A 22,070-nucleotide genomic window follows, 5' to 3' on the forward strand; every position below is an offset into this window, starting at 1 on the left:
ACGGATCGTGCTGACTACTCCCAAAAACTGGACAGCCCTACGGCACTTCTGGCAGAGTCCGCGCAGCTAAAAAGAAGGAAGCCCGGATCATGTCGACCCTGCTGGTTTTGCACGGCCCCAATTTGAACCTGCTCGGCACCCGAGAGCCCGGCACCTATGGCGCCACCACCCTGGAGCAGATCAACCTCGACCTGGAACGGCGCGCCCGCGAAGCCGGCCACCATCTGCTGCACCTGCAGAGCAACGCCGAGTACGAGCTGATCGAGCGCATCCACGCCGCCCGCGGCGAAGGCGTCGACTTCATCATCATCAACCCGGCGGCCTTCACCCACACCAGCGTCGCATTACGTGACGCATTGCTGGCAGTGAGCATCCCATTCATCGAAGTGCACCTGTCCAACGTGCACAAGCGTGAGCCTTTCCGGCACCACTCCTACTTCTCCGACGTGGCGGTAGGGGTGATCTGCGGGCTCGGCGCCACCGGCTACCGCCTGGCGCTCGAAGCGTCGCTGGAGCAACTGGCGAGCAAAAACACCTGAAACCGGCGCCTAGACAGATCATGTGAAAGCGTCGCGAGCGAAGGTCAGGCAAGGCAAAAAACGGCGAAAAAGCGCAGTTTACGAGTTGTAAATGAGCATTTTGAGCCGATTTTTAACGCAGCATGACCGAGCGCAGTAGCTTTCACACGATCTGTTCAAGCGGCGGTCATTCGCAAACTTGAACGACCCTGACCAGACTGGGAGTTGAACACCTATGGATATTCGCAAAGTCAAAAAACTGATCGAGCTGCTGGAAGAGTCCGGCATCGACGAGCTGGAAATCAAAGAGGGCGAAGAGTCCGTACGCATCAGCCGTCATGGCAAGCAACCGGCTTACGCCCAACCGACCTACGCCCCAGCGCCTGCTCCGGTCGCAGCAGCAGCCGCTCCGGTTGCGGCTGCCGCTGACGCTGCCCCGGCCGCTGCCAAACTGAACGGCACCGTGGTGCGCTCGCCAATGGTCGGTACCTTCTACCGCGCCGCTTCGCCGACCTCGGCCAACTTCGTTGAAGTCGGTTCGACCGTGAAGAAGGGCGACATCCTCTGCATCGTCGAAGCGATGAAGATGATGAACCACATCGAGGCCGAAACCAGCGGCACGATCGAATCCATCCTGGGCGAGAACGGCCAGCCGGTGGAATACGATCAACCGCTGTTCACCATCGTCTGATGCACGGGGAACCCGTAATGCAGAAGCTGGAAAAAGTTCTGATCGCCAACCGCGGCGAGATCGCCCTGCGCATCCTGCGTGCCTGCAAGGAGCTGGGCATCAAGACCGTGGCCGTGCACTCCACTGCCGACCGCGAGCTGATGCACCTGGCCCTGGCCGACGAGTCCGTGTGCATTGGCCCGGCGCCGGGCAACCTGTCGTACCTGAACATCCCGGCCATCATCAGCGCCGCGGAAGTCACCGGTGCCACCGCCATCCACCCCGGCTACGGCTTCCTCGCGGAAAACGCCGACTTCGCCGAGCAGGTGGAAAACTCCGGGTTCGCCTTCATCGGCCCGAAAGCCGACACCATCCGCCTGATGGGCGACAAGGTGTCGGCCAAGGACGCCATGATCAAGGCCGGCGTACCGGTGGTGCCGGGCTCCGACGGCCCGCTGCCGGAAGACGAAGCCCAAGCCCTGCGCATCGCCCGTGAAGTCGGCTACCCGGTGATCATCAAGGCCGCCGGCGGCGGCGGTGGTCGCGGCATGCGCGTGGTGTGGAAGGAAGAAGACCTGATCAAGTCGGCCAAGCTGACCCGCACCGAAGCCGGTGCCGCGTTCGGCAACCCGATGGTCTACCTTGAGAAGTTCCTCGGCAACCCGCGTCACGTGGAAGTCCAGGTGCTGTCCGACGGCCAGGGCAACGCCATCCACCTGTACGACCGCGACTGCTCGCTGCAGCGCCGTCACCAGAAGGTGCTGGAAGAAGCCCCGGCGCCGCTGATCGACGAGCAGGCCCGCGCCGAAGTGCTCAAGCGTTGCGTCGATGCCTGCATCGAGATCGGCTACCGCGGCGCCGGCACCTTCGAGTTCCTCTATGAAGACGGCCGTTTCTACTTCATCGAGATGAACACCCGCGTCCAGGTCGAGCACCCGGTTACCGAGATGGTCACCGGCATCGACATCGTCAAGGAGATGCTCAGCATCGCCGCGGGCAACAAGCTGTCGTACAAGCAGGAAGACATCAAGCTTCTGGGCCACGCCCTGGAGTGCCGCATCAACGCCGAAGACCCGGACAACTTCATGCCCTGCCCCGGCAAGGTGAAGCATTTCCACGCCCCGGGCGGCTTCGGTGTGCGCGTCGACTCGCACCTGTACAGCGGCTACTCGGTACCGCCGAACTACGACTCGCTGATCGGCAAGCTGATCACCTACGGGGTGACCCGCGACGAGGCTCTGGCCCGTATGCGCAACGCCCTGGACGAGATCGTTGTCGACGGCATCAAGACCAACGTGCCGCTGCACCGCGACCTGGTTCGCGACAAGGGTTTCTGCCAGGGTGGGATCAACATCCACTACCTGGAAAAGAAACTGGGCATGGACAAGCACTAAGCGCGTCCGGCACCACAAGAAGGGGAGCGGCCAAGGCCGCTCCCCTTTTGCATTTCAACGTCTAAAAGGATGGCGACATGAGCCGATCTTGCCAAACCAGCCTGACGCCCGAGGCGCGCAAGCAAGCCTCCATCGCCCGCCTCGAGGCAGCCGGCATTCCCTATATCGAGCACCTGCCGATGATCGAGGATGCCAGCGAGGTGCGCGTGCGCAGCGCCGAGGAAATTGCCCGTCGCGCCATCGCCTGCCTGATCGCCATCCAGGCCGCCTGCGACCGCCAGGCCGGTCAGTACACGCCAGATACCGCCCGGTGGTGCCAGGAGCTGCTGGAGCAGTACGGCATCGCCGAGCTGACGCACCAGGAAGCACGCATCCTCGGCAACGAGGGCGGCGATCAGGATGTGGTCAACATGGTGTGGAAGTACGAGGCCTACTGGGTACTGCTGTGGGCGCTGGGCGTGGTGGAGGAACTGGACTTCCCGGACCACGCCATCGATTGCGACTTCGCCATCCAGGCCGTGGCCCAGCACCCGGACTTCGCTACCTTCATGGCACAGACGAAACGGCGCGACATCGCCAGCATTCTCGACGAAGCCGATCTGATCTACCGCTACCACTGGGCCTGCGTGGATGCCCGCCTGAAGCAGGCGCCCATGCCGGCCGGCCTGAACCCCAGCGTAGTCATGGAACGCCACGCCGCCTTAAACTGGCTTATCGACAACGACGGCCAGGACGACTGGGACAACCCGGACGTCAGCACCTGAACCCGCCCGGCGCTTCGCCGCCTGGTCATCATCCTGCCGCCGCCTGCGCCATGCTAGCGGCCGCCCCAACCGGAGCTCTCCATGCCCTGGCTACAACTGCGCCTCGCCATCACCCCCGAGCAGGCGCCCACCTATGAAGACGCCCTGCTGGACGTCGGTGCGGTATCCGTGACCTTCATGGACGCCGAAGACCAGCCGATCTTCGAGCCCGATCTGGGTACCACGCCACTGTGGAGCCACACCCATCTGCTCGCCCTGTTCGAGGCCGATACCGACGCCGATGCGCTGGTTGCCCACCTGCAACTGCTGACCGACGGCGCGCTGCCCGAGCACCAGATCGAGCGCATCGAAGATCAGGACTGGGAGCGCAGCTGGATGGACGGCTTCGCGCCGATGCGTTTCGGCCAGCGCCTGTGGATCGTGCCGAGCTGGCACGAAGCGCCGCAGCCGGATGCCGTCAACCTGCTGCTCGATCCGGGCCTGGCGTTCGGCACCGGAACCCACCCGACCACCTCGCTGTGCCTGCAGTGGCTCGACGCCCAGCCGCTGGAAGGCTGCAGCGTGCTGGATTTCGGTTGCGGCTCGGGCATCCTGGCCATCGCCGCGCTGCTGCTCGGTGCGCCGCGCGCGGTGGGCACCGACATCGACCCACAGGCCCTGGAAGCGTCGCGCGACAACGCCGGGCGCAACGGCATCGCCGACGAGCGCTTTCCCGTCTACCTGCCGGCCGACCTGCCCCAGGAGCCGGCGGACGTGGTGGTCGCCAATATCCTTGCCGGCCCGCTGGTCAGCCTGGCGCCGCAGATCACCAGCCTGGTCAAGGGCGGCGGCCGCCTGGCGCTGTCGGGCATCCTCGCCGAACAGGCCGAGGAGGTGCGCGCCGCCTACGCCGCCGACTTCGAGCTCGACCCGACCGCCGTGCAGGACGGCTGGGTGCGCATCAGCGGCGTTCGCCGTTAGGCACGCGCCCGTGCCGTGCCCGCATTGGCGCGGCGCGGCACTTAATGCTGCTTTTGCAATCTGTTGGGTTAGACTATCGCCCCGTTTTTGCCGCCCCGCGGCCGTCGGATGACGCATGACCGAAAGCTTCGTGACCCAATGCCCGAACTGCAGCACCAGTTTCCGCGTGAACCTGGCCCAGCTCGCCGTCGCCCAGGGCTCGGTACGCTGCGGCGCCTGCCTGCAGGTGTTTAATGCCGCGCGTCAGTTGCGCGAACAGGGTCATCACATTCCGGACATGCGTGCCGCCGCACCGGCAGCGCCAAAGCCACCTGCACCTGCACCTGCACCTGCACCTGCACCTGCACCTGCACCTGCACCTGCACCGAGCATTGCAGCGGCTCCTCCGCTGCCCGCCAAGCCGGCCGGCAAGCCTGATGACGGCACGCTGTGGATTCACGACGACCTGGATCTCGATGATCTGGACCTCGACGAAGAACTGGCCAAGCTCGAAGCCCAGGAACAGCAGCTGTCGCGCCAGTTCCTCGAACTCGACCTGCCGACCCGGCAAACGCCGCGCTTCGACGACCAGGACGATGACGAACCTGGCGAAGACGAACGCTGGGCCGAAGCCCTGCTGCGTGACGACCCGCCGGTCAGCAAGCTGGAGCTCGAGCCGCTCGCCGAGCGCCAGACATCCAGTATCGATTTCGGCAAACCGCCGACCAGCACCCAGCCGCCGGAGCAGGTGCCGCCGCTACCCAAGACGCCCGGCCTGCGTGATGTACTCGCGCCCACCAAGCCCGTCGTCGCCAGCCGTGACGAGGACGAGCCGCTTTTCAGCCTCAACGCGCAGCGCGATGACGAGCCCGAACCCGATCCGGTTATTGACGCGCACGAAGACGATGAGCCGGAAACACCGCCACTCGCGCCGTCGAAAACCCAGAAAACCCGCCCACGCGCCGAGCCGAATCTGCGCGGCGAAGCCCTGTTCGAGCTCGAAGAGGAACCGCTGCAGCTCGACTGGCGGCCACCGCGCAAACCCTGGGGCCGCTGGATCGGCTGGGGCCTGCTCAACCTGCTGGCGGCCACCGCGCTGGCCGGGCAATACGTGATCTATCACTACGCCGAACTGGCCCGCCAGGATCAGTACCGCCCCTGGTTCGAGCAGGTCTGCCCGACCCTCGGCTGCACCCTGCCGTCCAAGGTCGACATCGACCAGATCAAGAGCAGCAACCTGGTGGTGCGCAGCCACCCGGAATTCAGCGGCGCCCTGGTCGTAGATGCGATCCTCTACAATCGTGCGTCGTTCTCGCAGCCATTTCCACTGCTGGAGATGCGTTTCGCCGATATCAACGGGCAGTTGATCGCCAGCCGCCGCTTCAAGCCTAGCGAGTACCTGGCGGGCGAGCTGGCCGGCCAGGCGGAAATGCCACCGCAGACGCCCATCCACATCGCCCTGGACATCCTCGACCCCGGTGCCCGGGCGGTGAACTACAGCCTCAACTTCCACTCGCCGGAGTAGAGCCGGGCAGCTGATAAACGGCACCATCCCCTAGGCCGTCTGCAATGCACCCGGTCGCCGATACGACCGGGCAGCGCAGCCCAGCTGTTCAGATTTTGTTCAAAACCACCTTTATCCGGTCATTCAGAGCGGGTATGATCTCCCCCCTTTTCGCACTCTCCTACTGGTCTCAACAGCACGTCTCTTGAGCAGGGAAGCCCTATGTCGGCGCTAAGCATCGGCCCCTATACATTGCCCAATCGACTGATCCTGGCCCCCATGGCCGGCGTCACCGATCAGCCATTCCGGCAACTGTGCCGGCGCCTCGGCGCCGGCATGGTCGTGTCCGAAATGGTCACCAGCGATGTGCGCCTGTGGAACACGCGCAAGTCGAGCCTGCGCATGATCCACAGCGGCGATCCGGAGCCACGCTCCGTGCAGATCGCCGGTGGCGACCCGCAGATGCTCGCCGAGGCGGCCCGCGCCAATGTGCAGCTGGGCGCCCAGATCATCGACATCAACATGGGCTGCCCGGCCAAGAAGGTGTGCAACAAGGCGGCGGGTTCCGCCCTGCTCAAGGACCAGCCGCTGGTGCAGGCGATCCTCGAAGCGGTGGTCGCCGCCGTCGACGTCCCGGTCACCCTGAAGATCCGCACAGGCTGGGACCGACAGAACAAGAACGGCGTCGAGGTCGCGCGCATCGCCGAGCAGAGCGGCATCGTCGCCCTGGCCGTGCACGGCCGCACCCGCGCCGACCTGTACACCGGCGAGGCGGAGTACGACACCATCGCCGCGATCAAGCAGGCCATATCGATTCCGGTACTGGCCAATGGCGACATCGACTCGCCGGAAAAGGCCGCCCAGGTGCTGGCCGCCACCGGTGCCGATGGCCTGCTGATCGGCCGGGCGGCCCAGGGCCGCCCATGGATTTTCAGAGAAATTGAGCATTACCTGCGCACCGGAGCCCATTGCCCGGCCCCTGCGCTGGCCGAGATCGAACGCATTCTGCTCGAGCACCTGGCCGCCCTGCACGCCTTCTACGGCGATGTCATGGGCGTACGCATCGCTCGCAAGCATGTGGGCTGGTACCTCGCGACGCTGCCCGGCGCCCGCGAATTCCGTGCCCAGTTCAATCGTCTGGACAGCCAGGAGGCGCAATGTGCAAGCGTTCGCCAGTTCTTCGGCGAACGCTACAACGACGAAAAAGAGGCTGCCGCATGACACTGATGAACGAGACTTTAGGAAGTGGGATTGCACCCGTGAGCGACAACACCAGTTTGAAACAGCACCTCAACACACCGAGCGAAGAAGGCCAGACCCTGCGCGGCAGCGTCGAGAAAGCCCTGCACAACTACTTCGCTCACCTTGAGGGCGCAGACGTCACCGACGTCTACAACCTGGTGCTCACCGAGGTGGAAGCGCCGCTCTTGGAGACCGTCATGAACTACGTGAAGGGCAACCAGACCAAGGCCTCCGAACTGTTGGGCCTGAACCGCGGCACCCTGCGCAAGAAGCTCAAGCAGTACGATCTGCTGTAATCACCGAAATCCTGAAGAAGGGCGGCCTCGATAAGCCGCCCTTTTTACTGATTCCCCTGCTGATGGATCCTGTAATGACCGACCAGACCACCCGCCTCCCCGTCCGCCGTGCGCTGATCAGCGTGTCCGACAAGACCGGCATCCTCGAATTCGCCCGCGAGCTCGTTGCCCTCAACGTGGAAATCCTCTCCACCGGCGGCACCTACAAGCTGCTCAAGGACAACGGCGTGGCAGCGGTGGAAGTGGCCGACTACACCGGTTTCCCGGAAATGATGGACGGCCGGGTAAAGACCCTGCACCCGAAGATCCATGGCGGCATCCTTGGCCGTCGCGCCATTGACGGCGCGGTGATGGACGAGCACGGCATCAAGCCGATCGACCTGGTGGCGGTCAACCTGTACCCCTTCGCCGCCACCGTCGCCAAGCCGGGCTGCGACCTGGCCGATGCCATCGAGAACATCGATATCGGCGGGCCGACCATGGTGCGTTCGGCAGCCAAGAACCACAAGGACGTGGCCATTGTGGTCAACGCCGGCGACTACGCCGCGGTCATCGACTCCCTGAAACTCGGCGGCCTGTGCTATGCCCAGCGCTTCGACCTGGCCCTCAAGGCCTTCGAGCACACCGCCGCCTACGACGGCATGATCGCCAACTACCTGGGCACCATCGACCAGGGCCGCGACACCCTGTCCACCGAAGACCGCAGCCTGTTCCCGCGCACCTTCACCACCCAGTTCGTCAAGGCGCAGGACATGCGCTACGGCGAGAACCCGCACCAGCAAGCGGCGTTCTACGTCGAGCACGCCGACGAAGCCTGCGTGGCCACCGCCGTGCAGCTGCAGGGCAAGGAACTGTCGTTCAACAACGTGGCCGATACCGATGCCGCGCTGGAATGCGTGAAGAGTTTCGTCAAGCCGGCCTGCGTGATCGTCAAGCACGCCAACCCCTGCGGCGTCGCCGTGGTGCCGGAAGACGAGGGCGGCATCCGCAAGGCTTACGACCTGGCCTACGCCACCGACACCGAGTCGGCATTCGGCGGCATCATCGCCTTCAACCGCGAACTGGACGGCGAAACCGCCAAGGCCATCGTCGAGCGCCAGTTCGTCGAAGTGATCATCGCCCCGAGAATCAGCGACGCCGCCCGTGAAGTGGTCGCCGCCAAGGCCAACGTGCGCCTGCTCGCGTGCGGCGAGTGGCCGACCGAACGTGCGCCGGGCTGGGACTACAAGCGGGTCAACGGCGGCCTGCTGGTGCAGAGCCGCGATATCGGCATGATCACCGCCGATGACCTGAAGATCGTCACCCGGCGCGCGCCAAGCGAGCAGGAAGTACATGACCTGATCTTCGCCTGGAAAGTGGCCAAGTTCGTCAAATCCAATGCCATCGTGTACGCCAAGAACCGCCAGACCGTGGGCGTCGGCGCCGGCCAGATGAGCCGCGTCAACTCCGCGCGCATCGCTGCCATCAAGGCCGAGCACGCCGGCCTGCCGGTACCGGGCGCGGTCATGGCCTCGGATGCCTTCTTCCCGTTCCGCGACGGCATCGACAACGCCGCCAAGGCCGGCATCACCGCAGTGATCCAGCCGGGCGGCTCGATGCGCGACAACGAAGTGATCGCCGCCGCCGACGAAGCGGGGATTGCCATGGTGTTCACCGGCATGCGCCACTTCAGGCACTAAATCGGCCGCACTCGGACAGGCATCTGCGGCGTTGCAGCTGGCTCCGATAATGCTCATTGCCAACAGGCAACTCCGCTTATCGAAACCAGCCGCGCCTTGCATCTACCAGCCCGATTGCGACCTCGGAATTTGTAGGGTGGATAACGCTTTGCCTATCCACCGTGCGGGCTCAAGGCCCGACTCCATTGGGAGAGAGACATGAACGTATTGATCATCGGCAGCGGCGGTCGTGAACACGCCCTGGCCTGGAAAGTGGCGCAGGACAAGCGCATCGCCAAGGTCTTCGTCGCCCCCGGCAACGCCGGCACCGCCTTTGAGCCCAAGTGCGAGAACGTCGCCATCGACGTGCTGGACATCCAGGCACTGGCCGACTTCGCCGAAAAGAACGTGCAGCTGACCATCGTCGGCCCCGAAGCGCCGCTGGTGAAGGGCGTGGTCGACCTGTTCCGCTCCCGCGACCTGGACATCTTCGGCCCCACCGCCGCCGCCGCCCAGCTGGAAGGCTCCAAGGCCTTCACCAAGGATTTCCTGGCCCGCCAGAACATCCCGACTGCCGACTACCAGAACTTTACCGAGGTCGAGCCGGCCCTGGCCTACCTGCGCGAGAAAGGCGCACCGATCGTCATCAAGGCCGACGGCCTGGCCGCGGGCAAGGGCGTGATCGTCGCCATGACCCTGGCCGAAGCCGAGGACGCCGTGCGCGACATGCTCGCCGGCAATGCTTTCGGTGACGCCGGCTCGCGCGTGGTGATCGAGGAATTCCTCGACGGCGAGGAAGCCAGCTTCATCGTCATGGTCGACGGCCAGAACGTGCTGCCGATGGCCACCAGCCAGGACCACAAGCGCGTCGGCGATGCCGACAGTGGTCCGAACACCGGCGGCATGGGCGCCTACTCGCCGGCACCGGTGGTGACCGCCGAGGTGCACAAGCGGGTGATGGACGAAGTGATCTACCCGACCGTGCGCGGCATGGCGGCCGAAGGCAACGTCTACACCGGTTTCCTGTACGCCGGCCTGATGATCGACAAGGCCGGCAAGCCGAAAGTCATCGAATTCAACTGCCGCTTCGGCGACCCGGAAACCCAGCCGATCATGGTGCGCCTGGAAAGCTCCCTGGTGCTGCTGGTCGAGGCCGCGCTGGCCAAGGCGCTGGACAAGGTCGAAGCGACCTGGGACCCGCGCCCGACCGTGGGCGTGGTGCTGGCTGCCGGTGGTTACCCGGGCGACTACGCCAAGGGCGACGTGATCGAAGGGCTGGATGACGCCGCGCAGCTCGAAGGCAAGGTATTCCATGCCGGTACCGCCCTGCAGGACGGCCAGGTGGTGACCGCGGGCGGTCGCGTGCTGTGCGCCACCGCCATCGGCGCCAGCGTGGCCGACGCCCAGCAGCAGGCCTATCGCCTGGCCGCCAAGATCCGCTGGAACGGCATGTTCCACCGCAACGACATCGGCTACCGGGCGATCGCCCGCGAGCGCGGCGACAACTGATGTAACACGATGGCGGCATCGCGCGATGCCGCCCATCGGCAATACCGCAGGCAGCCGCTCGATCGGGCGGCCTGGCTGTCAGGATAGGGTTTCAGTTTCATAGTCTGTGCCACCTCGGCTGGCTATAATTCAGCCGTATAACCTAAAAGGGATTGCCACGTGCGACGGCTCAGGATCGCCATAGGTCTACTCGTCAGCCTGCTGCTGGCCGGCGTCTGCCTGTCGAGCACGGCGGCGTCGCGTGTGGTCGCTCCCTATGCCACCGGCTGGTCGGTGTTCGTCGACGACAGCGCCCAGCTGGACCTGGACGACGTGCGCAGCCGGCGCAATCAATTCCTGCCCCTCGACGACCTCGCCTTCACCTACCCGCCCAGTGAGAAAGCCGTGTGGCTGCGCTTCGACGTGCCCGAGCACCAGGCGCCCTACTGGCTGTGGCTGTTCGCCCCCCGGGTACAGTTTCTCGACTATTACCTGCTCAACGGGTCGCTGGTCGAACAGACCGTGCACAGCGGCGAATCGATGCCCATGAGCTCCCGGCCGCTGCCCTCGCGGGCCTACCTGATGTCGCTGCCCAACGATGGGCAGGCCCGGGAAGTCTATGTGCGGATGACCTCCAACCACCCGCTGATGGCCTGGTTCAAGGTCATCGACGAGGCCGAGCTGGTCAGCCTGGAAAAGCCGGCCTACCTGTTCGGTGCCCTGCTCGGCGCGCTGTTGCTGGTGGTGGTCTACAACCTGATCCGCTTCGCCTACATCCGCTCGGTATGCAGCCTGTGGCTCGCCGGGCTGCATGCCGGGCTGGCGGTGTGCGCAGCAGCCAACCTCGGCCTGCTGGCGGCCTGGGTGCCGCGACTGGGCTACAACCAGTCGCTGATCGCCGACACCAGCGCGCTGCTCGCCGCGTTCTGCCTGTCGGCGTTCGTGCTCGGCTTCTTCCGCAACACGCCGATGCAGCGCAGCAAGCTCAATCTGGTCCTGCAGGGGCACGCCCTGGTGACGGCGCTGCTGGGCCTGACCATCCTGATCAGCGGGCTGCTCTGGTACAGCGCGGTGGTCTACCTGCTGGTGTTCCTGGGCACACTGGCGGTGCTGCTGGTCAGCGGTGTGCACTGGCACAACGGCTACCAGTCGGCGCGCCTGCTGGTCGTCGCCATGGTGGTGTTCAACGTCGGCTTCGGCCTGTTCATTCCCATCCTGTTCGGCTTCGAACAGCTCGACCCGGGCTGGCTGGTGATCGGCGTGTTCACCATCGCCACGCTGAGCGGCGTGGTGCTCAGCGCCGCCCTGGCCGAACACCAGCGCCAGCTGCAACGCGCCGCGTCGCGGGCGCGTACGGCCCTGGTCGCCAACGACGCCGAGCTCAAGGCCAAGGCCGAATTCCTGGCCAAGATCAGCCATGAGATCCGCACGCCCATGAACGGCGTGCTGGGCATGACCGAGCTGTTGCTCGGCACGCCGCTGTCGGCCAAGCAGCGCGACTACGTGCAGACCATCCACAGCTCCGGTAACGAGCTGCTCAACCTGATCAACGAGATTCTCGACATTTCCAAGCTGGAGTCCGGGCAGATCGAGCTGGACGACGTGCAGTTCGACCTCAACGCCCTGACCGAAGACTGCCTGGACATCTTCCGCGCCAAGGCCGAGCTGCAGAAGATCGAGCTGATCAGCTTCATCCAGCCCCAGGTGCCGCGCATCGTCAGTGGCGACCCGACGCGCCTGCGGCAGATCCTGCTCAGCCTGCTCGACAATGCCTTCAAGCAGACCAGCGAGGGCGAGATCCTCCTGGTGGTCGCCCTCGACACCAGCGGCGAGCAGCCGCGCCTGCGCTTCGCCGTGCAGGACAGCGGCCACCCGCTCAATGCCAGCGAACGCGACGCACTGCTCAACACCGAGCTGCAGAGCCGCGATTTCCTGTCGGCCACCCGCCTGGGCAGCCGCCTGGGGCTGATCATCGCCCGCCAGCTGATTCTGTTGATGGGCGGCGAGTTCGGTATCCAGAGCGGCGGCACCCAGGGCTCCACCCTGTGGCTGACCCTGCCCCTGGACGACGCCCGCCTGCAGCAGCCGAGCACCGATATCGACGGCACCCTGCAAGGCACCCGCCTCTTGGTGGTGGACGACAACGACACCTGCCGCAAGGTGCTCCTGCAGCAGTGCAACGCCTGGGGCATGAACGTCAGCAGCGTGCCGTCGGGCAAGGAGGCGCTGGCGCTGCTGCGCACCCGGGCGCACATGCGCGAATACTTCGACGTGGTGCTGCTCGACCAGGACATGCCGGGCATGAGCGGCATGCAACTGGCCGCCAAGATCAAGGAAGACCCGAGCCTCAACAACGACATCCTGATCATCATGCTCACCGGCATCAGCCATGCACCGAGCAAGATCATCGCGCGCAACGCCGGCATCAAGCGCATTCTCGCCAAGCCGGTGGCCGGCTACACCCTCAAGGCCACCCTGGCCGACGAGCTCGCCCAGCGCCAGCGCGGCCCGGACGCTCCCGCCCTGGCCAGCCCGGCGACCCTGGAGGTGCCCGAGGACTTCCGCATTCTGGTCGCCGAGGACAACAGCATCTCCACCAAGGTAATCCGCGGCATGCTCGGCAAGCTCAACCTGCAGCCCGATACCGCGAGCAATGGCGAGGAAGCCCTGAATGCCATGAAGGCCCAGCGCTACGACCTGGTGCTGATGGACTGCGAGATGCCGGTGATGGACGGCTTTTCCGCCACCGAACAGTTGCGTGCCTGGGAGATCGCCGAGCGCCGCCCGCGTACCCCGGTGGTCGCGCTGACCGCGCACATCCTCAGCGAGCACAAGGAGCGCGCCCGCCAGGCCGGCATGGACGGCCACATGGCCAAGCCGGTGGAGCTCTCGCAGCTGCGCGACCTGATCGAATACTGGGTGGGCGAGCGCCATACCCAGGCCGAGGACGATACCGTCGTCTCCTGATGCGCCTGCCAGGGCCCGTTGACGTTTCACCCGCGGCCACGCCCCGGTACCGCCCACTCCCCGGATAGAGCGCCCATGGATATCAAGCAGCTCAAGTTTCTGATCGCCCTCGACGAAACCCGCCATTTCGGCCAGGCCGCGGCGCGCTGCCACGTCACCCAGCCGACGCTGTCGATGCGCCTGCGCAACCTGGAAAACGAGCTGGGCCTGGAACTGGTACGCCGTGGCCAGCGCTTCGAGGGCTTCACCGCCGAAGGCGAGCGCGTGCTGGCCTGGGCACGCAGCCTGATGGCCGCCCACGACGGCCTGTATGCCGAGGCCGCCGCCTGCCGCGGCCAACTGGTCGGCACCCTGCGCCTGGGCGTGGTGCCGCTGTCCGGCTTCGACCCGATGGAGCTGGTGCGCCTGTTCGCCGAGCAGCATCCGGGGCTGCGTTTCCAGCTGTTCGCCCTGAGCAGCGACCAGATTCTCGAGCGCCTGGGCAGCAACCAGCTGGACCTGGGGCTGTCGTACCTGGATCGCCTCGACCGCGAGCACTTCGACAGCCTGGAACTGGCCGCCACGCGCATGGGCCTGCTGTACGACCGCCGGCATTTCCAGTTCACGGAAACCACCCTGCGCTGGGAAAGCCTGATCGACCTGCCCCTGGGCCTGCTGTCGGCCGGCATGCACTTTCGCCAGTCGATCGACCACAGCTTCCGCTCACGGGGTCTGACGCCCCTGCCCAAGCTGGAAACCGATGCCGTTCACCAACTGCTGCAGGCGGTCAGCGCCGGGCTGTGCTGTTCGATCATGCCGCTGCGCAACGGCCTGGCCGAGTTCACCAACGAGCTGATCCTCACCCCCATCGAGGACGCCCATACCCTGGCGCCGCTGGGCCTGATCATGCGCCGCGGCGCGCCTCGCTCCCCCCTGGCCGAGGCCTGCTTCAGCGAGGCGCGCACGCTGATCAGCGCCTGACCGCCGCCTCGCGCTCGGCCACCGGCATGCCGGTTTCGCCCCTATCCGCCCGGCCGCCCAGGTACCAGCCCAGTAGTCCCCAGAGCGCCGCGCAGATGGCGCCGACCAGCGCGATCAATGCCACCCCGTAGCCGAGCAGGTCGATCAGGCTCTTGGCCCAGCCGCTTAGCGCATCACCGCCGCGGTAGACCACGGTGTCGATGAAGTTCTTGGCCTTGTACTTGCTCTCGGCATCCAGCGGCGCAAAGAGCATCTCCCGGCCCGGCCTCACGAAGGCGTATTCGCCGATGCGCCGCACGATCATCAGGCCGGCCAGCACCGCGAAGGTCGGCGCCAGGGCCAGGGCCACAAAGCCCACGCCCATCAGCATCGGCACCGCGGCCAGCAGGCTGCGCACGCCGAGGCGCTGGGCGACGCGGCCGGTAATGAACAGCTGGGCCAGCAGCGCGCCGGCCTGCACGACGAAATCGATCAGCCCGAACACCCGCACCTGCTCGTCGCGATCCGGGAACAGCTCGGCCACCAGCCGCGCCTGCTCGAAATACAGAAAGGTGGTGACCGTGGCGAGCAGGATCACGAAGGCGCAGATGCCCAGCAGGTAGGACGAGGTGAACACCCGGGTCATGCCGCTGAACGGGTTGCCCGCCACCGGGCGTCGCGGACTCTCCGTCAGGCAGGCCCCCGGTCGCCCGGCACCGGCCCGCTCTCGCCAGCGCATCAGGTAATGCTTGAGCGCCAGGGCGGCGGCCAGCAACAGCGCCGCCAACAGCGCCAGGCCGCTGGCGCCGATGCTGCCGACCAGCAGCGCGCTCAGCGCCGGGCCGGTCAGCCCGCCGACGCTGGCGCCCGCGGCGATAAAGGCGAACAGCCGCTTGGCCTGGGGCGCGTCGAATACGTCGGCCATCAGGCTCCAGGCCACCGACACCACGAACAGGTTGTAGACCGAAATCCACACGTAGAACGTCCGCGCCAACCACAGGCTGTCGGCCATCAGGCTGAACGCCAGGGCGAAGCCCAGCAGGTTGAGGCAGAAGAAGCCGTAGACCCAGTCGATGAACTGGATGCGCGGCACCCGCGAATTGAGCCAGGCGAACAGCGGCACCGCCGCCAGCATGACCACGAAAGTGGCGGTGAACAGCCATTGCAGGTTGTCCACCCCGGCCTGGATGCCCATCGACTCGCGGATCGGCCGCAGCATGAAGTAGCCGCTGAACAGGCAGAAGAACAGCGCAAATCCGGCCAGGGCGGCAATCAGCTCGCCGGGCTGCGCATTGAGGGCGCGGGCCAGGCGCTGGGGCAGGGAAAGGGGCATGGCGTGGATTCCGGGGCTCGAAACGCTGCAGTATGGCCCACGGCGCCGCGCCCACCTCAGTCACAGCCCGTCAGGCGTCGGCCAGCCAGGCACGAATCTCGCCGTAGGGATAATCCTCCAGCGCAGCGAAACCCCTGATCTGCCGGGCCTTGAGGCGGGTGAACAGTGGCGCACTGAGGCCGCAGAGAAAGCGTGCCAGGCATTCGTTACCGGGCAATTCACCGCCTCGCGCGGCCTGGTGGGCGGCGATGAATGGCGCGCACAACGCATTGCGGTCGTGCTCCGCGAGGGGCGCCAGCACCGGCGGTTCGGGCAGCTGGGCAACCTGGCCGCGGCACACCGAGCAGTGCCCGCAATGCTCGGGGGCCTGCTCGTCACCAAAGTAGCGGGCCAGGCGATGACTCAGGCACTGCCCGCTGGCGAACAACGCGAGCATGGCCTGGATACGGCGGATCTCGCTGCCTTCCTGGGCGACGAAATAGGCATGCAGCTCGCCGGCCAGGGCCTGCACGTCGAAGTCCGCCTGCAGCACGGCATAGACATCGGTCATCTGCTTGCTTTCCAGCTCGATCCAGCCACGCTCCTGCAGGTAGTCCAGCGCCTTGACCACCCGTGCGCGTGGCGCCTGGTGCACGTTGTACAACGCGTCGAAATCCACCGTGCACCAGGTACGCGCCCGCGCCGAGGCATTGAAGATGGCCTCTAGAAACTGCCGCCGCTCACCCTCGAAGCGCGCCAGCAGGGTTTCTGGCTCGGCCAGGTATTTAAAGCGGTACTCGGCGAAATAGGCGTAGCGCGGCGCGATGATGCCGCGCAGCTCCAGTTGCACCAGCAGGGTCTTGAGCGGCAATTGGCGGATGTTGCTGTGATCGCTCAGCGCATTGACGGTCATTTCCCACTGGCCGCCCTGGCTGTTGCCGCGAATCTCCTCGAGCACGCGCACGATGCCGTCGTGCTCCGGCGTATCGCCGTACACGAAGTTCTCCAGCACGTTGAGACTGTCGCGATTGGCCAGCACCAGGCAATCGGAAGCCTCGCCGTCGCGGCCGGCACGGCCGATCTCCTGGCTGTAGTTCTCCACCGACTTGGGCAGGTCGAAATGCACCACGTTGCGGATGTCGCGCTTGTCGATGCCCATGCCGAAGGCGATGGTGGCGACGATGCAGCTCAGCTCACCGGCCATGAAGCGGCGTTGGATCGCCTCGCGCATCTCGTGGCCCATGCCGGCATGGTAGGCGCTGACGGACAGGCCCCGCTGGCTCAGCTGTTCGGCGACCTGCTCGGCGGTCTTCTGCTGGGTGACGTAGACGATGCTCGGCTCGCCCTGCTTGGCGCCCAGCCACTGCTCGAGGCGCCGCTGCTTGTCGCGGCCGGCCACCGGCTCGACCAGCAGATTGAGGTTGGGGCGGTAGAAGCCGGTGGTGACCACATCGCCGGCGGCGATGGCGAATTTCTTCTGCATGTCCTTGATCACCGGCGGCGTCGCCGTGGCGGTGAGCAGCAGCACCTGGGAGATGCCGAACTGGCGCTGATAGTCCGGCAGTTTCAGGTAATCCGGGCGGAAGTTATGACCCCACTCGGAGATGCAGTGGGCTTCGTCGACCACCAGCAGGGAAATCGGCACGTCACTGATGAAGTTGCGAAAGCGCTCGTTCTTCAGGCGCTCGACCGAGATCATCAGGATCTTCAGCTCGCCGGCCTTGGCCTTGGTCATGGTCTCGCTGACCTGCTCGCGGCTCTGCGCCGAATCGATGCTCGCCGCGCTGATGCCATGGCGGTGCAGGAAGGCCAGCTGATCCTGCATCAGCGCCAGGAGCGGCGACACCACCAGGGTCAGATGGGGCAGGTGCAGGGCCGGCAACTGATAGCACAGCGACTTGCCGGAGCCGGTGGGAAAGATCGCGGCCGCCGAGCGGCCGGCGAGCACGGCGCTGATCACCCGTTCCTGGCCGGGACGCAGCTGATCGAAACCGAAGACGCGTTTGAGGGTGGACATGGGCTGTCACTCCGTTGACCGCTGAATGGCCAGTAACCGTAACCTGTGTGGCAAGCGTTTCACAGCGCACAGCCACCCAGGACTGCGAGAAGTGTTGCACCATAAATGACAAAGCCGCCCGAAGGCGGCTTTGTCAGCGAGCGCGGGTCAACTTACAGTTGCGGGCCGGCTTGCTTGATGGCGTCGCTGACGTCGAACTTGGTGAAGTTGTCGATGAACAGCTTGGCCAGGCCCTTGGCGGCCTCGTCGTAGGCGTTCTGGTCAGCCCAGGTGTTGCGCGGGTTGAGCAGGTTGGTCTCGACGCCCGGCACCGACTTCGGCACATCCAGGTTGATGATCGGCAGGTGCTCGGTCTCGGCGCCGATCAGCGCACCGCTCTGGATCGCGGCGATCACGCCACGGGTGGTCGGAATGTTGAAGCGCTTGCCGACGCCGTAGCCACCACCGGTCCAGCCGGTGTTGACCAGGTAGACCTTGGAGCCGAAGGCCTGGATGCGCTTGATCAGCAGCTCGGCATAGACACCGGCCGGACGCGGGAAGAACGGCGCGCCGAAGCAGGTGGAGAAGGTTGACTTGATGCCGCTGCCCGAACCCATCTCGGTGGAACCGACCAGGGCGGTGTAGCCGGACAGGAAGTGGTAGGCAGCCTGCTCGTTGTTGAGGATCGACACCGGCGGCAGTACGCCAGTCAGGTCGCAGGTCAGGAAGATCACCGCGTTCGGCTCGCCACCGAGGTTCTTCTCGCTGCGTTTCTCGACGAACTCCAGCGGGTAGGCGGCGCGGCTGTTCTGGGTCAGGCTGTCGTCGGTGTAGTCCGGCTTGCGCTGCTCGTCGAGCACCACGTTTTCCAGCACGGTGCCGAACTTGATGGCTTTCCAGATCACCGGCTCGTTCTTCTCGGACAGGTCGATGCACTTGGCATAGCAACCGCCCTCGATGTTGAATACCACGCCCTCGCCCCAGCCGTGCTCGTCGTCACCGATCAGGTAACGGCTTTCGTCGGCGGACAGGGTGGTCTTGCCGGTGCCGGACAGGCCGAAGAACAGGGTCACGTCGCCTTCTTCGCCGATGTTGGCGGCGCAGTGCATCGGCAGCACGTCGGCGGCCGGCAGCAGGAAGTTCTGCACGCTGAACATGGCCTTCTTCATCTCACCGGCGTAACGCATGCCGGCGATCAGCACCTTCTTCTGGGCGAAGTTGATGATCACGCAGCCGTCGGAGTTGGTGCCGTCGCGCTCTGGCACGCACTCGAAGTTGGCGACGTTGAGAACCTGCCACTCCTGCTTGCCGGACGGGTTGTACTGGCTCGGCTCGATGAACAGCTGACGGCCGAAGAGGTTCTGCCAGGCGGTGGCAGTGGTCATCTTGACGGGCAGGTAGTGAGCTTCGGCGGAACCTACATGAACGTGGGAAACGAAGCTGTCCTGGGCGTTGGAGAACGCCTGGACGCGCTCCCACAGCGCATCGAACTTGTCGGCTGGAAACTTGCGGTTGATCGGGCCCCAGCCGATGTCGGCCGAAGTGCTCGGCTCGTCGACGATGAAGCGGTCGACCGGAGAACGCCCGGTACGGTGGCCGGTGCGTACAACCAGAGCACCGGTGGACGCCAGTTCGCCTTCACCGCGACGAAGGGCTTCTTCGACCAGTTGGGCAGTGCTGATGTCGGTGTACACAGCGTTGTTGGCTTGCGTCATGTGAGTCCCCGTCGGCCGAACGGCCGAGTCTTCCAAACGTTTGTAGCCATGCAAAGGGCAGGACTACAGCTAAAAAAGTGCGCGGATTATGCCAGAAAAGCGGGCCGCGGGTGCAGCCCCCAATCAGAACAGCCTGCGCGTTGCTGGCAGCCCTCAGTGACGGGTGTCGGAGGGCTGCTGACTGCCTCCGCCAGCGAACAGCTGAGCGATGTCGGCGGCATCGAAGCCGTAGCGTTCGTTGCAGAACTGACAGTCGATTTCCACGCGGCCATGATGCTCGCTGAGCAGCAGCTCGGCATCGGCCCGCCCTAAACTGACCAGCGCTTTGGCCGAGCGTTCACGCGAGCAGCTACAACGGAAGCGAATGCCCCGCGGCTCGAACAGGCGAACCGTCTCCTGGTGGTACAGGCGGTGCAGCAGGGTCTCGTTGTCCAGGCCCAGCAATTCCTCGTTCTGCAGGGTGTCGGCGAGGGTCACCAGATGCTCCCAGCTGGCGGCGCGCTCCTCGTCGTCGGTGAGCCGATCGGGCGGCAGCTGCTGGAGCAGCAGGCCACGGGCGCGCAGGCCGTCGGCGCACAGCCAGAACCGCGTGGCCAGCTGCTCGGAGGTGGCGAAATAGTTGGTCAGAGAGTCGGCCAGGGTGGCGCCGTCCAGCGACACGATGCCCTGGTAACGCTGGCCCTGCTTGGGATCGACGGTCATCGCCAGCACGCCCTCGGGCATCAACTGACGCAGGCCGTCACCCTCGGCGATGCGCTCGGCGTCGTAACGGGCGATGCCACGCACGTCACCGTCGCTGGAGCATTCCACCATCAACAGGGGCACCGGGCCTTCGGAGCGCACCTGCAGCACCAGCAGGCCATCGAACTTCAGGGTGCCGACCAGCAGCGAGGCAGCGGCCAGCAGCTCACCGAGCAGTTGCGCCACCGGGCGCGGATAATCGTGCTTGGCCAGCACCTGCTGATAGCTGCCGGACAGCCCCACCAGTTCACCGCGCACATCGGTGTCGTCGAAAATAAAGCGTTGGGTGAAGTCGGACATAACGGGTCGCCTGCTATGGGATGCTAGACAGGCCAGGGGCGCGCCCACTGGACTGGGGGCCGGCAATTTTAGGCGCAAACGCGGCGCCGACCAAGCCGCACGCGAAGAACGGCTGGCGCACAGCAGCTGAACGCCGGCTGAACAAAGCGCCGATAGCGGCCAGCCGGGCTCGCGGGCTGCCTAGAATCGGCGGTTTTCTCCGAGCCGCCGTCATGCCCCTCGCTCTCAATGCCCAATGGCGCCCACGCGCCCTGCTCATCAGCCACCTGCTCATCGGCCTGCTGTTCGCCAGCTGGCTGTGGCCGGTCACCCGCCTGTACTGGAATCAGTTCGACGTATGGCTGTTCCACCTGCTCAACGACCCGGTGCATGCCGGCGGCCTGTGGGCGCATATCTGGGCCATCGGCAGCATGCGCCCGGTGGACGCCGGGGTCGGCGTGGTGATGCTGGCGATCATGCTGCGCGCCGGTCTGATTTTCCCGGCCAACCAGGTGCGCGTCGGGCTGTACGCCTTTCTGGTCGCGCTGATCGTCATGCTGCTGATGCGCGTGGGCTTTTCCGACCTGGTCGAGTACATGGGCTGGCAGCATGCGAGCCCCTCGTTACAGATTGAAGGCAGTGCACGACTGACCGAGATGTTTCCGGCCTGGGAAGAGCGCTGGGACCTCAAGGACAGCGCCAGCCGCAGCTTCCCGGGCGACCACGCCTCGGTGCTGATGATCTGGGCGATGTTCTGCAGCTTCTTCGTCAGCGGCTGGCGCCGCCTGCTGGTGTGGACGGTGGCGGTGATCGGCATGCTGCCGCGCCTGGTCGCCGGCGCCCACTGGGGCGCGGACGCCTTCGTCGGCGGCGTGCTGCTCAGCGTGCTGGGCATCGCCTGGAGCTGCTACACGCCGTTGGCCTACCGCGCCAGCGCCGCCCTCGAACGGGCGACGGCACCCCTGATGCGCGCCCTGGCACGACTGCCGGTGATCGGCGCCTTCGCGGTGGTCAGCGGGCGCTGACCAACACCGGGCTGCTCCATGACGGGCAGCCTTATTCCACCCATTCCCCGGAGCCGCCACGCAGGTAAAACAGCTGCCGACGCTGTTTCTTGCTCGGCCGCCCCTCGGTCTGCACGCCCAGGGCACCGGCCTTGCGCTGCTCGGCAGCCTTCTCGCGGCGCACGATGCTCTCGCCGGTCTCGGCGTAAAGGGTCTGCGCCTCGGGCGCCCCGCGGCGCACCACCGACAGCGCCTGCACCACCACGGTCCGCTCGTCGAAGCCGGTGCGAATCACGTACTCCTCGCCAACCTTGGGCTCCTTGCCCGGCTTGCAGCGCTCACCCCGGCAATGCACCTTGCCACCCTCGATGGCCGCCTTGGCCAGCGCCCGCGTTTTATAGAAGCGTGCGGCCCACAGCCATTTATCCAAGCGAACCTTGTCATCGGCATCCTGCTTTGCCACCCTTACCTCACTCATTGCTGGCGTGGGTCTGTTCCCGTTTCAGCGCGAGCCGCGTTGCAGCGAGAAATGGCCTCCGGTTAGGCGCAGGACGCAGGGAATGGTTGTTCCCTTGCCAAGTCCTGCAACGACAGCGGAGGTCATTTCCCGCGCAACCCGGAGGGCCGGGCCAGTTTTTGCGCGA

General features: G+C 65.6%; 18 protein-coding genes. 13 read left to right on the plus strand and 5 right to left on the minus strand.

All coding sequences use genetic code 11. The features are described from left to right. The first annotated feature begins 89 nt into the window (after positions 1-89). From aroQ to K8U54_RS07360, 12 genes are all read left to right on the plus strand, one after another. Positions 90-539 (plus strand): type II 3-dehydroquinate dehydratase, encoded by a 450-nt coding sequence (aroQ, locus tag K8U54_RS07305; RefSeq protein ID WP_249909514.1) that lies wholly within the window; start codon positions 90-92, stop codon positions 537-539. A gap of 214 nt (positions 540-753) precedes the next feature. Beyond that, positions 754-1,209: an acetyl-CoA carboxylase biotin carboxyl carrier protein gene (gene accB, locus K8U54_RS07310; RefSeq protein WP_074889115.1), complete on the plus strand. Its 456-nt coding sequence runs from the start codon at positions 754-756 to the stop codon at positions 1,207-1,209. Positions 1,210-1,226: 17 nt separating this feature from the next. Then, positions 1,227-2,582: an acetyl-CoA carboxylase biotin carboxylase subunit gene (gene accC, locus K8U54_RS07315; protein ID WP_249909515.1), complete on the plus strand. Its 1,356-nt coding sequence runs from the start codon at positions 1,227-1,229 to the stop codon at positions 2,580-2,582. Positions 2,583-2,659: 77 nt separating this feature from the next. Further along, positions 2,660-3,346: a DUF4272 domain-containing protein gene (locus K8U54_RS07320; RefSeq protein WP_249909516.1), complete on the plus strand. Its 687-nt coding sequence runs from the start codon at positions 2,660-2,662 to the stop codon at positions 3,344-3,346. 81 nt (positions 3,347-3,427) lie between these two features. After that, the gene (gene prmA, locus K8U54_RS07325; RefSeq protein WP_249909517.1) at positions 3,428-4,306 is read left to right on the plus strand and encodes a 50S ribosomal protein L11 methyltransferase; all 879 of its coding nucleotides are present in this window, start codon (positions 3,428-3,430) and stop codon (positions 4,304-4,306) included. A 115-nt stretch (positions 4,307-4,421) separates the two neighbouring features. Then, entirely contained in the window at positions 4,422-5,810 is a 1,389-nt protein-coding gene (locus tag K8U54_RS07330) for a DUF3426 domain-containing protein (protein WP_249909518.1), read from the plus strand. A gap of 201 nt (positions 5,811-6,011) precedes the next feature. Continuing rightward, on the plus strand, positions 6,012-7,010 hold the full coding sequence (gene dusB / locus K8U54_RS07335) for a tRNA dihydrouridine synthase DusB (RefSeq protein ID WP_249909519.1): 999 nt from the start codon (positions 6,012-6,014) through the stop codon (positions 7,008-7,010). After that, entirely contained in the window at positions 7,007-7,327 is a 321-nt protein-coding gene (gene fis / locus K8U54_RS07340) for a DNA-binding transcriptional regulator Fis (RefSeq protein ID WP_070884611.1), read from the plus strand. Before dusB ends, fis begins: the two co-directional genes overlap by 4 nt. Positions 7,328-7,401: 74 nt before the next feature. Beyond that, positions 7,402-9,006 (plus strand): bifunctional phosphoribosylaminoimidazolecarboxamide formyltransferase/IMP cyclohydrolase, encoded by a 1,605-nt coding sequence (purH, locus tag K8U54_RS07345; RefSeq protein WP_249909520.1) that lies wholly within the window; start codon positions 7,402-7,404, stop codon positions 9,004-9,006. A 198-nt stretch (positions 9,007-9,204) separates the two neighbouring features. Next, positions 9,205-10,494 carry a phosphoribosylamine--glycine ligase gene (purD, locus tag K8U54_RS07350; protein WP_249909521.1) on the plus strand — a complete coding sequence of 430 codons (1,290 nt, stop codon included), beginning with the start codon at positions 9,205-9,207 and terminating at the stop codon, positions 10,492-10,494. Between the two features lie 159 nt (positions 10,495-10,653). Further along, entirely contained in the window at positions 10,654-13,440 is a 2,787-nt protein-coding gene (locus K8U54_RS07355) for a hybrid sensor histidine kinase/response regulator (RefSeq protein ID WP_249909522.1), read from the plus strand. Positions 13,441-13,515: 75 nt separating this feature from the next. Next, complete coding sequence (locus tag K8U54_RS07360) at positions 13,516-14,400, plus strand: LysR family transcriptional regulator (protein WP_249909523.1); 885 nt, start codon at positions 13,516-13,518, stop codon at positions 14,398-14,400. Here the strand turns inward: K8U54_RS07360 and K8U54_RS07365 are convergent. From K8U54_RS07365 to hslO, 4 genes are all read right to left on the minus strand, one after another. Further along, positions 14,390-15,712 (minus strand): NTP/NDP exchange transporter, encoded by a 1,323-nt coding sequence (locus tag K8U54_RS07365; RefSeq protein WP_249909524.1) that lies wholly within the window; start codon positions 15,710-15,712, stop codon positions 14,390-14,392. The two genes, K8U54_RS07360 and K8U54_RS07365, sit on opposite strands and share 11 nt — an antisense overlap. A 70-nt stretch (positions 15,713-15,782) precedes the next feature. Beyond that, entirely contained in the window at positions 15,783-17,708 is a 1,926-nt protein-coding gene (locus K8U54_RS07370; RefSeq protein ID WP_249909525.1) for a RecQ family ATP-dependent DNA helicase, read from the minus strand. Between the two features lie 152 nt (positions 17,709-17,860). Continuing rightward, entirely contained in the window at positions 17,861-19,402 is a 1,542-nt protein-coding gene (locus K8U54_RS07375; RefSeq protein WP_249909526.1) for a phosphoenolpyruvate carboxykinase, read from the minus strand. A 153-nt stretch (positions 19,403-19,555) separates the two neighbouring features. After that, positions 19,556-20,443: an Hsp33 family molecular chaperone HslO gene (gene hslO, locus K8U54_RS07380; protein WP_249909527.1), complete on the minus strand. Its 888-nt coding sequence runs from the start codon at positions 20,441-20,443 to the stop codon at positions 19,556-19,558. Positions 20,444-20,655: 212 nt separating this feature from the next. On the opposite strand from hslO, the gene K8U54_RS07385 reads away from it, so the two are divergent. Beyond that, positions 20,656-21,447 (plus strand): phosphatase PAP2 family protein, encoded by a 792-nt coding sequence (locus K8U54_RS07385; protein WP_249909528.1) that lies wholly within the window; start codon positions 20,656-20,658, stop codon positions 21,445-21,447. Between the two features lie 31 nt (positions 21,448-21,478). Here the strand turns inward: K8U54_RS07385 and K8U54_RS07390 are convergent, their stop codons facing one another. Beyond that, complete coding sequence (locus K8U54_RS07390; protein ID WP_167364718.1) at positions 21,479-21,889, minus strand: RNA-binding S4 domain-containing protein; 411 nt, start codon at positions 21,887-21,889, stop codon at positions 21,479-21,481. Between the last annotated feature and the right edge of the window lie 181 nt (positions 21,890-22,070).

The sequence above is a fragment of the Pseudomonas fulva genome (assembly GCF_023517795.1).
In the GTDB taxonomy this organism is placed as follows: Bacteria; Pseudomonadota; Gammaproteobacteria; order Pseudomonadales; family Pseudomonadaceae; genus Aquipseudomonas; species Aquipseudomonas fulva_D.

Excerpts from the sequence above, each read along its gene's own strand:
- K8U54_RS07370 (WP_249909525.1), bottom strand. The coding sequence starts at position 17,708 with ATGTCCACCCTCAAACGCGTCTTCGGTTTCGATCAGCTGCGTCCCGGC.
- K8U54_RS07320 (WP_249909516.1), top strand. The coding sequence starts at position 2,660 with ATGAGCCGATCTTGCCAAACCAGCCTGACGCCCGAGGCGCGCAAGCAA.
- accC (WP_249909515.1), top strand. The coding sequence starts at position 1,227 with ATGCAGAAGCTGGAAAAAGTTCTGATCGCCAACCGCGGCGAGATCGCC.
- K8U54_RS07375 (WP_249909526.1), bottom strand. The coding sequence starts at position 19,402 with ATGACGCAAGCCAACAACGCTGTGTACACCGACATCAGCACTGCCCAA.
- dusB (WP_249909519.1), top strand. The coding sequence starts at position 6,012 with ATGTCGGCGCTAAGCATCGGCCCCTATACATTGCCCAATCGACTGATC.
- fis (WP_070884611.1), top strand. The coding sequence starts at position 7,007 with ATGACACTGATGAACGAGACTTTAGGAAGTGGGATTGCACCCGTGAGC.
- hslO (WP_249909527.1), bottom strand. The coding sequence starts at position 20,443 with ATGTCCGACTTCACCCAACGCTTTATTTTCGACGACACCGATGTGCGC.
- accB (WP_074889115.1), top strand. The coding sequence starts at position 754 with ATGGATATTCGCAAAGTCAAAAAACTGATCGAGCTGCTGGAAGAGTCC.
- K8U54_RS07360 (WP_249909523.1), top strand. The coding sequence starts at position 13,516 with ATGGATATCAAGCAGCTCAAGTTTCTGATCGCCCTCGACGAAACCCGC.
- prmA (WP_249909517.1), top strand. The coding sequence starts at position 3,428 with ATGCCCTGGCTACAACTGCGCCTCGCCATCACCCCCGAGCAGGCGCCC.
- K8U54_RS07330 (WP_249909518.1), top strand. The coding sequence starts at position 4,422 with ATGACCGAAAGCTTCGTGACCCAATGCCCGAACTGCAGCACCAGTTTC.
- K8U54_RS07385 (WP_249909528.1), top strand. The coding sequence starts at position 20,656 with ATGCCCCTCGCTCTCAATGCCCAATGGCGCCCACGCGCCCTGCTCATC.
- aroQ (WP_249909514.1), top strand. The coding sequence starts at position 90 with ATGTCGACCCTGCTGGTTTTGCACGGCCCCAATTTGAACCTGCTCGGC.
- purH (WP_249909520.1), top strand. The coding sequence starts at position 7,402 with ATGACCGACCAGACCACCCGCCTCCCCGTCCGCCGTGCGCTGATCAGC.
- purD (WP_249909521.1), top strand. The coding sequence starts at position 9,205 with ATGAACGTATTGATCATCGGCAGCGGCGGTCGTGAACACGCCCTGGCC.
- K8U54_RS07365 (WP_249909524.1), bottom strand. The coding sequence starts at position 15,712 with ATGCCCCTTTCCCTGCCCCAGCGCCTGGCCCGCGCCCTCAATGCGCAG.